Here is a 13,829-nt window from a genome sequence, read left to right as displayed (position 1 = left end):
CGTGCCCGCCCCGCTACTTGGCGCCCGACGCGGCGTCGAACGTGTCGAGCACCTTCGGCTGCCCGCTCACGAACTCCTCGGGGGACTTGGCCAGATGAAGGCTCTTGCCCTCGGCGAGTCCGGTGGGCGCGGGCAGGTCGGTGCGGGCGGAGCGGCGGCCGACGGCATCGCTCATGACCTTCTGCCCCTTGGCGGACATGAGGTAGTCGACGAAGGTCTTCGCGTTGGCGGTGTGCGGCGCGTCCTTGATGACGGCGGCGGCGCCGATCTGGTTGGAGACCACGTCGGTCGGATAGACGAGCTTGAGCGGTGCCTTGGCCTTCACCCAGGCATTACCCAGGTCCTCATTGATGAAGGCGAGGGGGAACTCGCCGTTGCGTACGCCCTTGAACATGGCGTCGCTGCTGTCGGTGACCTTGGCGTTGGGGAGGAACCTGTCGACGTAGTCCCAGCCGTACTTGCTCACCATGGCGGCGAGCACCGAGTAACCGGTCCCGGAGGAACGGGGGTTGGCGAAGCCGATGCCGCCCCGCTTCTTCCACTTCGGGTCGGCGAGGTCGTTCATCGTCCTCGGGTAGTCGGCCGGGTCCTTGACGCGGTCGGTGTTGACCGCGATGGCCTGGTAGAGCAAGTCGGTGGCGTGCCACTGGTGCTTGGGGTCGGTGGCCACCATGTGCTTGTCCTGGCCGAGTTCGGCCGACGCCCAAATGCCCTTGCCCGCAACGGCCTTGTAGTTCTCGATGGACCCGCCCCACGCGACGTCACCGAGCGGATTGGCCTTCTCGCCCTGGATGCGGCTCATCAGCGGGCCGGTTCCGGAGATCGCGGTGAGTGTCACCTTGATGTCCGGGTTGGCCTTCTCGAAGGCCTTCACGATGGGGCCGGTCACCTCGGGTCCGGACGAGGTGTAGACGACGAGTCCCTTGGTGTCACCGGACTTCTGCCCGCCGACGACGGAACTGCAGGCGGTGAGAGAGAGCGCGGTGACGGCGAGGACACAGACACGTACGGATCTCATGCGGAGTGCCTTTCTGCTTCCCGCGGGGACGTGGCGGCGACCCACACGGGGTTGGAGACGGCGAGCGAGGAGGCGTGCGAGCGGTTGCACGAGGCCCAGAAGTAGGGGTCGTCGCTGGAGGCGTGCAGCTCGGCGCGGTAGTGGCCGGGGAGCGGGCGCGGGTCGGTGACGCGGATGTGCGCGGGCCCCTCGGCCGCCACCGGTTCCATGTGCCAGAGCAGTCCGCCCCGCAGGATGAACAGCACGGCGGGGCGAGGTGTGTCGAGCTCTACGTCGAGGTGGACGGCCCCGCCCGGAGACACGGACACGGTCCCGCCCATCCCGCACTCCCCGCTCGCGGTCCGGGCGGAGAGCCGCAGCCCGGCGCCGCGCGACACATACGCCTCGCCCGCCCGGAGCGCGCCGATGATGCCCTCGCGGGTGCGCTCCGCCCGTACGACGGTGGCGACTTGGCCGAGTCGGTGCTCGGGCTTCTGGGGGTGGTGGCAGTCGGTACCGGCGACACCGACGATGCGGTGGCCCGCGCCGAGCAGCCGGTCCCACAGCCCAACGGCCGCGTCGTTATTGGCGCCCTGACCAAAGTTGTCGATCTCCAGGAGGTCGACGTCGTCCCAGGTGTGGTCGTCCCTGCGCCATGCCTGGCGGCCGCTGAACGGGTGGTTGACCCCGACGAGCCCGTCCTGGGCGTGCACGTCGCGGGCGGCGTCGGCGAAGTCCCAGCCGTCGGCGTCGACGTAGGTGCCGGGCCACCGGGACAGGCCATGGAGATTGGCGTGGCCGAAGTGGGAGGTCAGCTCGATCGAGCGGAAAAGAACGATCCCGTCGGCGGTCCCCTCCTCCTCCAAGCGCGCGAGTTCCGCCCAGTGGCTCGACGTGAAGTGGTCGCTGACGGCGAGGAAGTCGAGCCCTGCGGCGCGGGCGGCGTCCAGCAGGGCGGGGAGGTCGGCGGAGCCGTCGCTGTGCAGGGAGTGCGAGTGGAGCTCGCCGCGGAGCCAGGTGGGGGGTGATTGCGGTGCCGGTACCTTCGTCTTAACCTGCCCACGAATGGCGCGTGTTGGGGCAATGGCATCCGCATCGGCATCCGCATCGGCCACGTACGCCCGCAGTTCGTAGCTCCCGCCCTGCGTGAACCGGTCAAGGTCGATGCGGATGGTCCACGCACCGGCGGGCAGCGGCCCCGGATGACACCCGAGGTCGGCGTGGTCCTCCCCCACCTCGAAGGACAACCGGCGGGGCCCGGGGTCGCCGGGGCACTGCACGTGACCGCGCAGGAACCCGTCGGGGTCGAGGGCCGCCGCGTAGAGCTGGAAACAGTCGGTGACCTTCTCGAAGTCCAACTCGACGCGGAGCGTGCCGACGCCCTCCGGGAGGGTGAGGACACGGTCCAGATACTGCTCCGTGATCGACGCGGGGTCGATGGTGCGGGTCTCCCGCAGAACGCGGCGGCTGCTCACCTGGCCTCCTTGAAGCCCACCACGAGCGCCACCGGCCCCGGCGATCACCCCGGCTGCGCAGAGTCGCTCACCAACTTGCAAGAACGTGCGCACAGTTGAGCACGCTTCTTCGCAACGCGCCAGCGGGTGCGCAGGATTGTCCGCCGGACCCGCCAGGACAGGCCCTAGGGGGCGAGCAACACCCCCAGCGCCCGCGCATCCCCCGCCTCCGCCAGGCCGAGCACCGCCGCCTCCAGTGCCCGGGACCGATCCGAAGTGAACACCCGACCCACGAGTCCGCGGAACTTCTCCCGGACGGCCGTCTCGGAGAGCGGGTTGCCCGGTGAGCCGCTGGGTTCGTCGACCCGGAGCGACCAGCGTCGCCCGTCGGTGCTGGTCACGGTGACGACCGGCTCTCCGTCCGCCGGCATCGTGTCGTCCACTTCGAGCGCGATGCGCTCCATGGCGAGGTGCGGCGAAGCCCCGTCGCCGACGTAGGCCTCAAGTTCCGCATGTCCATGGGTGATTACGGCGGCCAGCGCGCACGGAAGGCTGAGCTGCGCCGCTGCAAGCGTCGTGGTCTCGCGTCCCCCGCACATGCCGTGCAGGAACGGGCTCATGCGCACGTGGACGGTGGCGATGTCGTCCGCGTCGAGGTTTCGGTCAGCCATGATGGCGAGCAGGGCGTCGACCGACGAATGGGTGCCGCGGCAGGAGGCGTACGGCTTGAGGGAGCTGCGCATGATCTTCCAACTCCGGCCCAAGTCGTCAGTGAGCGCGTCCGGTTGAGCCTCCTCCCCCGCGTACGTGGCAAGCGCACCGCCCCAGGTGTCGTCGAAGACCGCCGAAGGACCCGTCATCCCGGCTGCGGCCATGCGCGCCGCGAGCAGGCCGGTCTCGGCCGCGCGGCCCGCGTGCAGCCGCTTGGTCATGGCTCCGTCGTGGACGAAGGCCCACAGGCCCGCGCTGCCGCTGGACGCCAGGCCAAGAGCCGCCTCCGTCTGGCGGCTGGTGAGGCCGAGGACATGGGCTGCCGCGGCCGCAGCCCCGAAGGGGCCGCAGGTTCCGGTGGAGTGCCAACCGGCTCCGTTGTGCGCCTCGTACCCGCCGAACGCTTCGAGCATCCGGCGCCCCACGTCATAGCCGAGGACGATCGCGGTGAGCAGCCGGGCGCCGCTCGCCGGAGATGCGACCACGTCAACGGCCGCGAGCGCGGCCGGTACAACGACCGCGCCCGAGTGGTCGCAACCGCCGGTGTCGTCGACCTCGTAGGCGTGGCACGAGACACCGTTCACCAGGGCCGCCGCCCGTGGTGTCAGACGCGAGCGCGTCCCCCACACCGGGACGTCGCCACGTTCCCCACCGAGCACCGACAGGGCGATCCGGGTCTCCTCGCTGTGGGAGCCCGCGAGGCCGGCTCCGAGGGTGTCCAGGAGATGGAGCTTCGCCTTGTGCGTGGTGGCTTCCGGCAGGTCGTCGTACGTGGTGTCGGTGATCAGGCCGGCGAGCCGGGTAAGGGGGCTCGGCGTCATACGGACGGCTCGCGTTCCGCCTGGAGCCGGGCGAACAGGTCCGCCGGGTGGCCGGGGCCGTTGTCCGGGTGGTTCGTCCGCCACCAGTCGGCGATCCGCGAACCGGTCGTGAGCCACACGTCGGGGTGGGCCTGGATGTGGGTGATCAGCTGCCGCACGAGCCCGATCCTGCCCGGTGTTCCGGTCACCTCGGGGTGCAGGCGCAGCACGTAGCACAGTCCGTAGCGGTGGTGCGCCGTGAATTCCTGCGTCCAGTTGCCGAGGACGTGGGCGTACGACGAGATGCGTGACTGGCCCGTGGGGAAGGGCGGTTCGAGGTTGAAGAAGAAGTACTGGTGGTCCTCCAGCTCGTACTGGACCGGGATCTCGACGACACCGTCCGTGCCGGGGTGGAGGTAGGGCAGGTCGTCGCCGGGTGACGAGGAGGACCAGTCGAGGCCCGAGTCGGCGAAGCGGGCGCCGAGCCCTGGCTTCCACTCTCCGGCAGGGGTGCGAAAGCCGCGCACGGGGGCACCGGTGACCTGGCGCAGCCGGTCGGCTCCGTCGTGGACGGCGCGTATCTGCTCGTCGAGCGTCAGCGGCTGGAAGTCCTCGTGCGCGTCTCCGTGGCAGGACACCTCGTGTCCGGCTGCCGCGATGCGGCGTACCGCGTCGGGGTGCCGTTCCGCGTTGCGTCCCGGTACGAACCATGTGGTGGGTACGGCGAGTTCGGCGAACAGGCCGAGCAGTCGGTCGATGCCGCGGTCGGTTCCGTAGCGGCCGACGGACAGGGTCTTGCCACGGTCCGCGATGGCGGGAGAGCCGCTCAGGAGGGCGAGGTCGGCATCGTGATCGACGGTGATCATGACGGCGGCGCGGGCGCCGTTCGGCCACCGGCCGTGGGTGTCGTTCACGCGGCGGCCACCTCCGTACCTTGTCCGCTCCCGATCCACCAGTCGGCCACGTCGTGGCAGGTCGCGAACCAGACGTCGTCGTGTGCGCGCATGTGGTCGATGAGTTCCTCCAGGAGCAGCAGGCGGCCTGGCCGTCCCGAGACCTTCGGGTGGAAAAGGGTCGTCAGGCAGAGCCCCTCGGCGCGGTGTCCGTCGAACTCGCGCTTCCAGTTGTCGAGCGTCAGGGCGTAGCTCGCGATCCGGTCCTGGCCGCCGGGGTAGTCGGGGTTGCGGTGGTAGGCGAGGAAGGCGTAGTCGTCCATGTCCCAGCGCGCCGGGATCTCCACGAGGTCGCTCACAGCGCCGTCGAGGGTGTGCCGGTACGGGCGGTCGTCGCCGCGCATCGAGCTCGAGTAGCGGAAGCCATGGTCACGCAGGATGCGCGGTGTCTCGGGGTGCCAGTCGCCCGACGGCGAGCGGAATCCGGTGGCCTCGACGCCGAGGACGTCGCGGAACACCCGCTGGCTGCGTCGGATCACGGCGTGCTGTTCGTCGACGGTCAGATCGTAATAGCACTCGTGCCGGTAGCCGTGGTGGGCGACCTCATGCCCGCGCTCGACGATGGCGCGACAGGCCTCGGGCCAGTGCTCCACCACCCAGGCCGGGGCGAAGAAGGTGGCGGGGACCCCGGCATCGTCGAGGAGGTCGAGCAGTCGGGGCAGCGCCCGGTGGGGTCCGTAGCCGCCGAGGGCGAAGTAGCCGGGCCGGTCCCACAGGGAGCCGTCGAGCATGGCTCCGCCGGTGGGGCCGTCCAGGTCGAACGCGAGGGCGACCGCGGCGCGGTGTCCGTGCGGCCAGTGCGGCGGCCGCGGGTCGACAGGGGTGTGCATGGGTCAGTCCTCAACTCCGTCGAACGTGGGCGCCATCGACCCGTAGGCCATGCCGGCCTTCTTCAGGATCCGCTGGTACGTTCCGTCGGCGCGGAGCTGCCGGAAGCCCTTGAGTACGAGCCGCGCCATGGGCTTGTCGTCCTTCTTCACCACGGCGGCGAACGGCTTCGCCGGGATCGGGTCGAGCACCGCCTTGAACCGTCCGGGTTCGGTGCGGTCGAAGAAGGCCAGGTTCTCGCCGCCCTGGATGGCGACGTCCGCGCGCTTCTGCTCCAGTTGCAGGCGGGCCGCGGCGCCGGAGTCGGTGGGCAGCACGCGGATGGCGGGCTTGCCCTTGCCGGTGCAGTAACGCTTGTTGTAGTCGAGAGCCTGGCCGTAGTAGTCGGTCGTCTTACTGACGGCGAGCCTTCGGCCGCACACGTCGTCGCCGTCACGGAAGTCGTCGGCGCGGCTCGGCAGGGTGTAGAAGCGGCCGACGGTGTCGAAGTAGTCGACGAAGTCCACGGTCTCCTGGCGGTCGACGGTGTCGGAGATCCCGGACATCACCATGTCGACGCGGGAGGTGGTCACGGAGTTCATGAGCTGGTCGAACTTCTGCTCCTGGAAGGTGACATCGAGGCCGAGTTCGGCGCCGAGCGCCCGCGCGAGGTCGACGTCGACGCCCACCACCCGGTTGGTCTTCTCGTCGCGGTACTCCATCGGCGGAAAGTCGGGCGACAGGCCGACCGTGAGCTTCTTGTCGTCGGTGATGGAGGGCGGCAGGCCGCCCTTGCCGGCCGCCGATGCGGGCATGCTCGTACTGACACAGCCGGTGAGTGCGGCCGTCGCGGCGAGACAGACCGCGACGGCCGTGAGCGCGCGGAGCGGACGGGACATGGCTTCTCCTGCGGACTCGGGGCTCACAGGACGCGGGCCAGGAACGACTGCGTACGCGGGTGTTGCGGGTCGACGAGCACCTCGGAAGGCGGGCCGACCTCCAGGATCTCGCCGCCGTCCATGAACGCGACGCGGTCGGCGACCTCGCGCGCGAAGGAGATCTCGTGCGTGACGACCATCATCGTCAGACCGCTGCTCGCCAGGTCCTTCATCACCTCGAGGACCTCGCCGACCAGCTCGGGGTCGAGCGCGGAGGTCGGCTCGTCGAAGAGCATCAGGTCGGGTTCCATGGCGAGGGCGCGGGCGATGGCGACGCGCTGCTGCTGCCCTCCGGACAGCTGGCGCGGGTAGGCGTCCGCCTTGTCCTTGAGGCCCACTCGGGCCAGTAGTTCGGTGGCACGCTCGCGGGCCGCGGCGCGGGCCAGGCGCTTGACCCCGACGGGCGCCGCGACCACGTTCTCCAGGGCCGTCATGTGCGGGAACAGGTTGAACCGCTGGAAGACCATGCCGATGCGCTGCCGCTGCCGGGCGATGGCGCGTTCGTTCAGCTCGTGCAGCTTGTTGCCCTGCTGCCGGTAGCCGATCACCTCGTCGCCGACCCAGATGCGCCCCGAGTTGAGCTGTTCCAAGTGGTTGATGCAGCGCAGGAAGGTGCTCTTGCCGGACCCGGACGGGCCGAGCAGACACACCACCTCGCCGCGCCGGACATCGAGGTCGATGCCCCGGAGTACGTTGAGGTCGCCATAGCTCTTGTGCACGGACTCGGCGCGGACCAGGGCGCGTTCGGTGCTCGTGGTGGTGCTCGTCGTGACGCTCATCAGGAGACCGCCTTCTTCTGCCGGAGGATCGTGCGCAGCCGCCGCAGGGGCGTCGGGGGCAGCGCACGGCTGCTGCTGCCCCTGGCGAAGTGCCGTTCCAGGTAGTACTGGACGACCGAGAGGATCGAGACCGCGGCGAGGTACCAGACGGCACACACGATCAGCAGTTCCATGATCCGGTTGTTGACGAAGTAGATGTGCTGCGCCTCGGAGAGGATCTCGCTGACACCGATGGCCGAGGCGAGCGAGGTCGTCTTGAGCATGCCGATGGTCTCGTTGCCGATGGGCGGCAGGATCACCCGCATCGCCTGCGGCAGCACGATCTGGCCCATGGTGCGCAGACGTGACATGCCGAGCGCCTGGGCCGCCTCGGTCTGGCCCTCGTCGATGGAGAGGATGCCGGCACGCACCACTTCGGAGGTGTACGCGCCCTGGTTGAGGCCGAGGCCGATGGCGGCGGCAACGAAGGGGGTGACGAGGTCGACGGTGCGGGCGCCGCCCAGGCCGGGCAACGACACGTACGGGAAGAGCAGCCCGATGTTGAACCAGGCGAGCAGTTGCAGATAGACCGGGGTGCCCCGGAACACCCACACGTACAGCCAGCCGACGCCCGAGGTGACCGGGTTGCGGGACAGGCGCATCACGGCGACCAGGACACCGAGGACGATGCCGAGGACCATGCCGACGACGGTGAGGACCAGGGTGATGAGCAGCCCCTTCAGGAGCACGCCCATCGTCAGGTACTCCTTGACGACGCCCCAGTCGATGGCCGCGTGGGCGAAGGCATAACCCAGCCAGCCCAGGAAGGCGACGACCACGAGCGCACCGACCCAGCGCCCGTAGTGGGTGCGCGGCACAGCGACAAGGTCGCCGGTGTCCGCGGGTGCGGAACTCTCCGCTACTGCTTGGGACATGACGTGACTCTCTTCTCCGGAGGCTGTCGTGCCGGTCGAGGGTGGTGGCGTGTTCATGCGCGGGGGCCCTGGTAGGCGGCGGCCCACGCGCGCTGTTCGACGACGAGCGCCTCCAACTCCTTTACCTGCACGTCGACCTGGGCGGGCGCGGTGCCTCCTTGTCCGCTGCGGGCAGCCAGCGCGGCCTCGACGGTGAGGACGGAGCGCACCTCCGGGGTGAGGCGCGCGTCGACGCCCGCGTAATCGGCGTCGCTCAGCTCCTCCAGGTCGATGCCGCGCTCCTCACAGAGCTGCACGACGGCGCCGGTGATCTCGTGGGCCTCGCTGAACGGGACACCTCGGCGGGCGAGCCAGTCGGCGATCTCGGTGGCGAGGGTGAATCCGGCGGTGGCCTGTGCGCGCAGCTCCGCCTCGTCGACGACGAAGGTGCGCACCATGCCGGACATCGCGGGCAGCACCGTCAGCAGGGTCTCGACGGTGTCGAAGGCGGCGCGCTTGTCCTCCGCGAGGTCCCGGTTGTAGGCGAGCGGGAGGCCCTTGAGCGCGCCGATGACGCCCATCAGGTTGCCGGCGAGGCGGCCCGCCTTGCCGCGGGCCAGCTCGGCGATGTCCGGATTCTTCTTCTGCGGCATGATCGACGAACCGGTGGCGAAGCGGTCGTCGAGCGCGATCCAGCGGAACTGGCGGCTGGCCCAGAGGCAGATCTCCTCGGCGAGCCGGGACACGTCGACGGCGAGCATCGAGCCGACGAAGAGGAACTCGGCGACGTGGTCCCGACTGGCCACCGCGTCGATGGAGTTGGCGCAGGTGCGCTCGTATCCGAGTTCGCGCGCGGCGATCTCGGGCGTGAGCGCGATGGCCGAACCGGCGAGGGCGGCGGCGCCCAGCGGGGAGCGTGCGCTGCGGCGGTCCCAGTCGCGCAACCGGTCGATGTCCCGGCTGATCGCGTGGGTGTGCGCGAGGAGTTGGTGCCCGAAGGTGATCGGCTGGGCGGGTTGCAGATGGGTGAAGCCGGGGGCCGCGGTGGCGCGATGCTGCCGGGCCTGGGCGAGCAGGGCCTCCTCCAAATCTGCGGTGGCCCCGACGAGGTGGCGCACCTGGTCGCGGAGGTAGAGCCGCAGGTCGTTGGCGGCCTGGTCGTTGCGGGAGCGTCCGGCGCGCAACTTGCCGCCGACCGCGCCGAGTCGCTCGCTGAGCACCCGCTCCAGGAACGTGTGGACGTCCTCGTCCTCGGGGCGCGGCTGGATCTCGCCGCGCCGGTACTCGACGTCGAGTACGTCGATGGCCTCGATCAGCGTGGCCAGTTCGGCGTCGTCGAGCAGTCCCGCCCGTTGCAGTTCGCGGGCGTGGGAGCGGGAGCCCGCGAGGTCGTAGGGCGCCATGTCGAAGTAGCTCGGCTCAGAACGCGACAGCTTGGTCAGCGCTTCGTCGGGGGCGTTGCGGAAGCGTCCGCCCCAGAGGCGTGTGGTGGAAGCGGTATCGGTCATGAACGGTCTCCCTGGGAGGAAAGGGGGCAGCGCGACAGCCGCGGTCGGCAGGGTGGGGGCGCCCGAAGGATCGCCCGCGGGCAGGCCGGGCGGGGTGGCAGGGCAGGGCTGAGCACGAGAGCCGTCGACGGGTCTCGCCGGACTGACTGCTTGTCGGACAATTTCAGCAACGCTGGGTGACGGTCAAGAGTCGGAGCGATTAATTCCGCGCCCAACTCCCCGCCCGCGCCTGGTAGTCGGCTGCCAGTAGGGTGTCGGCATAATTGTCCGGCAATCCGACGCATGCCTCGAGGGAGAACGTGATGGCGCTAGGGCCCATAGAGATCGATCGCTCCAGCACGGTGGACCGGGTGGCGCACGCGCTGCGCGAGGAGATGTACCGGGGCGCCATCGAGGGCGGCACGTCGCTGCGCGAGAGCAATGTCGCGGAGAGCCTCGGCGTCTCCCGCAGCACTGTGCGCGAGGCGCTGCAGATCCTCACCGCCGAGGGCCTGTTGGTGCGGCGGCCGAACCGCGGGGTCGAGGTGCGTCGGCTCACCGAGGAGGAGATCGAGGACATCTTCAAGGCGCGGCGCGTCCTCGAGACGGCGGCGGCGCGCTCAGTGGTGCAGGCCACCCGCGCGGACCTCGTGGCGCTCACCTCGGCCCAGCGCGACTTCGAGGAGGCGGTCGCCTCTTCGGCCGCCGCCAGTGCCGTCACGGAGGCGCATCTGTTCGTCCATGTGGCGATCGTCGGGCTGTTGGGCAGCCCGCGCCTGACGGCGACCGCCCGCGACCTCATGTCGGAGATCAAGCTGGCGGTCGCCACCACCGATCGCACAAGCGACGACCTCCCGGCGCAGGTCGAGGAGCACCGCGAGATCGTTTCACTGCTGCGTCAGGCGAAGGGCGAGGAAGCGGCCGGCCTCCTGGAGGCCCACCTCGCCCACGCCAAGGCCTTCATGCCCACGACCGGTTGACCGCCCCGGCGCCATATCTTCTCGGTGCGGCTCAATCGGACTCGAGGTCAAGCCCCGCCGCCGCCCGTGCGCGGCGGCGTCTGCGCAGGCAGGCGTAGGAGGTCAGGACGACCACGACCGTCAGGAGGCTGGCGACGAAGTCGGCGCGGGTCGCCGGGAGGATGGCCATCGCGGCGATGACGACGATCATCGCGATGATCGTGAACCAGCTGAGGTACGGGTAGCCCCACATCTTGAGGGTCAGGGAGTCGGGGTCCTCGCGTTCCAGGCGCTTGCGCAGGCGGAGTTGGGAGAGGGCGACCAGGAGGTAGACGAAGAGGGCGACCGCTCCGTAGGAGTGGACGATGAAGGAGAAGACCGTGTCCGGGGAGACGTAGGCGAAGACCACGGCCACGTAGCCGAGGACCGTGGCGAGGAGGATGGCTCGGCGTGGGACTCCGCTGCGGCTGAGTTTGGTGAGGCCGCGGGGTGCCTCGCCCTCGCGGGTGAGCGCGAAGACGATGCGGGACGCCGAGTACAGGCCCGCGTTGAGCGAGGAGAGGACCGCGATCAGGATCAGGACGCGCATCATGGTGTCGGCACCGGGGATGCCGAGCTCCTGGAGCGCCGCGATGTACGGTCCGCCGTTCAGCTTGTCCGAGCTCCACGGGACGATCGCCACGACCAGGAAGATCGACCCCACGTAGAAGAGCAGGACGCGCAGGACGACGGAGCGGGTCGCCCGTGCGACGTTGCGGCCGGGTTCGGCGGATTCGGCGGCGGCGAGTGCCGCGATCTCGGCGCCGGTGAAGAAGCCGACCGCGGGGATGATGGAGGTCAGGACGGGGCCCACCCCCATCGGCAGGAAGCCGCCGTGGGCGGTGAGGTTGTCGACGCCGCCCGCGTCGTGCGCGCCCGGCCACAGGCCGACCACGAAGACGAGGCCCACGACGAGGAACACCGTGATCGCGGCCACCTTGATCGACGAGAACCAGTACTCGAACTCGCCGAAGGTCTTCACCGACAACATGTTGACCGCCGTCAGGAGCAGCATCAGGGCGAGGCTGATCGTCCAGAGCGGGATGCCGGGAAGCCAGGCGCGGACGAGTTCCGCGCCGGCGACCGCTTCGAGGGCCACCACGTTGACCCAGAAGTACCAGTACAGCCAGCCGATCGTGAAGCTTCCCATCGGACCGAGGGCCAGGCGGGCGTAGGCGTGGAAGGAGCCGACGGCCGGGCGGGCCACCGCCATTTCGCCGAGCATCCGCATCACGAGGATGACCAGGCCACCGGCGAGCGCGAAGGAGATCACGGCGGCGGGTCCGGTGTCCTGGATGACGACCCGGCTGCCGACGAAGAGCCCGGCGCCGATGACACCGCCGATCGCGATCAGGGTCATGTGGCGCTGCTTGAGGGCGCTGCGCAGACCAGGGCCGCCCGAGGGCTCGGTCGTGCCGTCGTCCCGCAGGGATCTGTCGCTGGTGTCCGTCACGTCCGCCTCTTCTCTGTACGTCCGACGTGGGCCTGTCAGGCGGCGCCGGCACGTGATGATCATGCGGCGCCGTCGGACAGTCTTGGCACACCCGAAGGCCCGCCGGGTGCGTTCAACGAACCGTTCACACGGTCGAAACGAACGGCGTGTCAGCCCACGGCGCGGGCGACCGAGGACACCATCTCGTCGACTCCTTCGAGGAGTTCGCCGAGCACCGCCCGGTCCGCGACCAGCGGCGGAGCCACCATCAGCATCGTCGCTCCCCGGTCGTCGGGCCGCAGGATCACGCCGGTGCGGCGCATCGCTTCGGGCAGCACCTCGCGCAGGATCCGCGTGGACTGTTCCTCGGTCAGCTCCCGGCCACTGTCCCGGTCGGCGGTGAACTCGACCGCGTAGAAGAAGCCGGTGCCTCGGACGTCGGCGACGACCGGGTGGCGTGCCGCGATCTCGTCGAGCCCGGCGCGCAGCGTCGGGCCGAGGTCCCGTACGTTGCCGGGAATGTTCTCGTCGCGCATGGCGCCGATGTTGGCGACGGCGACAGCCGTGGACACCGGGTGCCCGCCCCAGGTCGCGCCGTGCGTGAAGGTGCCGCCGAGCGGTGAGTCGTACAGGCCGCGCACCAGGGGCTCGCGGACGATGGTGCCGCCGAGCGGGGCGTAGCCCGAGGTGGCTCCCTTGGCGAAGGTGACCAGGTCGGGGACGACACCTTCGGCGGCGCTGCCGAACCAGTGGCCGAGCCGGCCGAAGGAGCAGATGACCTCGTCTGCGACGAGCAGGATGCCGTGCTCGTCGCAGACGCGGCGCAGTTCGCGCCAGTAGCCGTGCGGAGGGACGAGGGCGCCGCGGCCGTTCTGCACGGGTTCGGCGAAGACCGCGGCCACCGTCTCCGGGCCTTCCTCGGCGATGGCGTGCTCGATGGCGCGAACACAGTCGAGTTCCGCCGCCGGGCCGCAATCGCCGGTGAATCCAAGGGTGTTGGGGACGTGCCGGATGCCCGGGAGCAGCGGCCCGAAGGGGTCCCGGATCTTGGGGAGGCCGGTGACGGACAGGGCTCCGAGGGTCACACCGTGGTACGCCATCGACCGGCTGATGATCTTCGTACGCTGCGGCTGCCCCTGCGAACGGTGGTACTGGCGGGCGAACTTGATGGCCGTCTCGACCGCTTCCGAACCGGAGTTGACGAAGTACGTCACGTCCAGGTCACCGGGGGCGAGTTCCGCGATCAGGGTCGCCGCCTCGATGGCGGGCGGGTGGGCCGCGCCCCAGTTGGTGGAGTACGCGAGGGTCTCCATCTGCTTGGCGCCCGCGGCCACCACATCGGCGCGGCCGTGGCCGATGTTCACGCAGAACAGCCCCGACAGGCCGTCGAGATGGCGCCTGCCCTCGTCGTCGTAGAGGTAGCAGCCGTCGCCGCGGACGTAGACCGGCGGAGGCGTGTCGTACCAGCTGCTCCGGCGGGTGAAGTGCGGGCCGAGGTGACGCTGGGCCTTGGCACGCAGGGTGGGGTCCTGGGGCACGGTGCGCTCCTTCGCGGTCGGGTTCACATGCGCGGTCACGTA

At 70.0% G+C, this 13,829-nt stretch carries 12 protein-coding genes; 1 reads left to right on the top strand and 11 read right to left on the bottom strand.

From position 1 onward, the window contains the following. Positions 1 to 13: 13 nt before the first annotated feature. The 9 genes from ACWD2L_RS26215 to argH all read right to left on the bottom strand — a co-directional run bounded on the left by ACWD2L_RS26215 (position 14) and on the right by argH (position 9,840). Positions 14 to 1,018, bottom strand: coding sequence for an extracellular solute-binding protein (locus ACWD2L_RS26215; protein ID WP_451191710.1), 1,005 nt, complete (start codon positions 1,016 to 1,018; stop codon positions 14 to 16). Next, positions 1,015 to 2,472, bottom strand: coding sequence for a CehA/McbA family metallohydrolase (locus ACWD2L_RS26210; protein ID WP_451191708.1), 1,458 nt, complete (start codon positions 2,470 to 2,472; stop codon positions 1,015 to 1,017). Before ACWD2L_RS26210 ends, ACWD2L_RS26215 begins: the two co-directional genes overlap by 4 nt. Positions 2,473 to 2,636: 164 nt before the next feature. Next, positions 2,637 to 3,983: an MmgE/PrpD family protein gene (locus tag ACWD2L_RS26205; protein ID WP_451191706.1), complete on the bottom strand. Its 1,347-nt coding sequence runs from the start codon at positions 3,981 to 3,983 to the stop codon at positions 2,637 to 2,639. Beyond that, positions 3,980 to 4,876 carry a polysaccharide deacetylase family protein gene (locus tag ACWD2L_RS26200; RefSeq protein ID WP_451191703.1) on the bottom strand — a complete coding sequence of 299 codons (897 nt, stop codon included), beginning with the start codon at positions 4,874 to 4,876 and terminating at the stop codon, positions 3,980 to 3,982. Before ACWD2L_RS26200 ends, ACWD2L_RS26205 begins: the two co-directional genes overlap by 4 nt. Further along, a complete protein-coding gene (locus ACWD2L_RS26195; RefSeq protein ID WP_451191701.1) occupies positions 4,873 to 5,745 on the bottom strand; it encodes a polysaccharide deacetylase family protein in 873 nt (290 codons plus the stop codon). The genes ACWD2L_RS26200 and ACWD2L_RS26195 overlap by 4 nt, the downstream gene beginning before the upstream one ends. Before the next feature lie 3 nt (positions 5,746 to 5,748). Further along, complete coding sequence (locus ACWD2L_RS26190; RefSeq protein ID WP_451191699.1) at positions 5,749 to 6,621, bottom strand: ABC transporter substrate-binding protein; 873 nt, start codon at positions 6,619 to 6,621, stop codon at positions 5,749 to 5,751. Positions 6,622 to 6,644: 23 nt separating this feature from the next. Then, positions 6,645 to 7,439: an amino acid ABC transporter ATP-binding protein gene (locus tag ACWD2L_RS26185; RefSeq protein WP_451191696.1), complete on the bottom strand. Its 795-nt coding sequence runs from the start codon at positions 7,437 to 7,439 to the stop codon at positions 6,645 to 6,647. After that, a complete protein-coding gene (locus tag ACWD2L_RS26180) occupies positions 7,439 to 8,353 on the bottom strand; it encodes an amino acid ABC transporter permease (RefSeq protein WP_451191692.1) in 915 nt (304 codons plus the stop codon). The genes ACWD2L_RS26185 and ACWD2L_RS26180 overlap by 1 nt, the downstream gene beginning before the upstream one ends. Before the next feature lie 53 nt (positions 8,354 to 8,406). Continuing rightward, positions 8,407 to 9,840, bottom strand: a complete 1,434-nt coding sequence (gene argH, locus ACWD2L_RS26175) for an argininosuccinate lyase (RefSeq protein ID WP_451191689.1) — start codon at positions 9,838 to 9,840, stop codon at positions 8,407 to 8,409. Positions 9,841 to 10,142: 302 nt separating this feature from the next. Here argH and ACWD2L_RS26170 point away from each other — a divergent pair, with 302 nt between their 5' ends. Further along, positions 10,143 to 10,799 carry a GntR family transcriptional regulator gene (locus ACWD2L_RS26170; protein WP_451191686.1) on the top strand — a complete coding sequence of 219 codons (657 nt, stop codon included), beginning with the start codon at positions 10,143 to 10,145 and terminating at the stop codon, positions 10,797 to 10,799. Positions 10,800 to 10,830: 31 nt separating this feature from the next. On the opposite strand, the gene ACWD2L_RS26165 is transcribed toward ACWD2L_RS26170, so the two are convergent. Together ACWD2L_RS26165 and ACWD2L_RS26160 are read right to left on the bottom strand one after the other, a co-directional pair. Next, positions 10,831 to 12,270 (bottom strand): amino acid permease, encoded by a 1,440-nt coding sequence (locus tag ACWD2L_RS26165; protein ID WP_451191683.1) that lies wholly within the window; start codon positions 12,268 to 12,270, stop codon positions 10,831 to 10,833. Positions 12,271 to 12,419: 149 nt separating this feature from the next. Continuing rightward, positions 12,420 to 13,826, bottom strand: coding sequence for an aspartate aminotransferase family protein (locus ACWD2L_RS26160; protein ID WP_451191681.1), 1,407 nt, complete (start codon positions 13,824 to 13,826; stop codon positions 12,420 to 12,422). Positions 13,827 to 13,829 lie beyond the last annotated feature (3 nt).

The organism is Streptomyces sp. NPDC002754, assembly GCF_053592315.1.
Note: the sequence above shows the minus strand (reverse complement) of the source record. Positions and strands in the feature narration are given on the sequence as shown.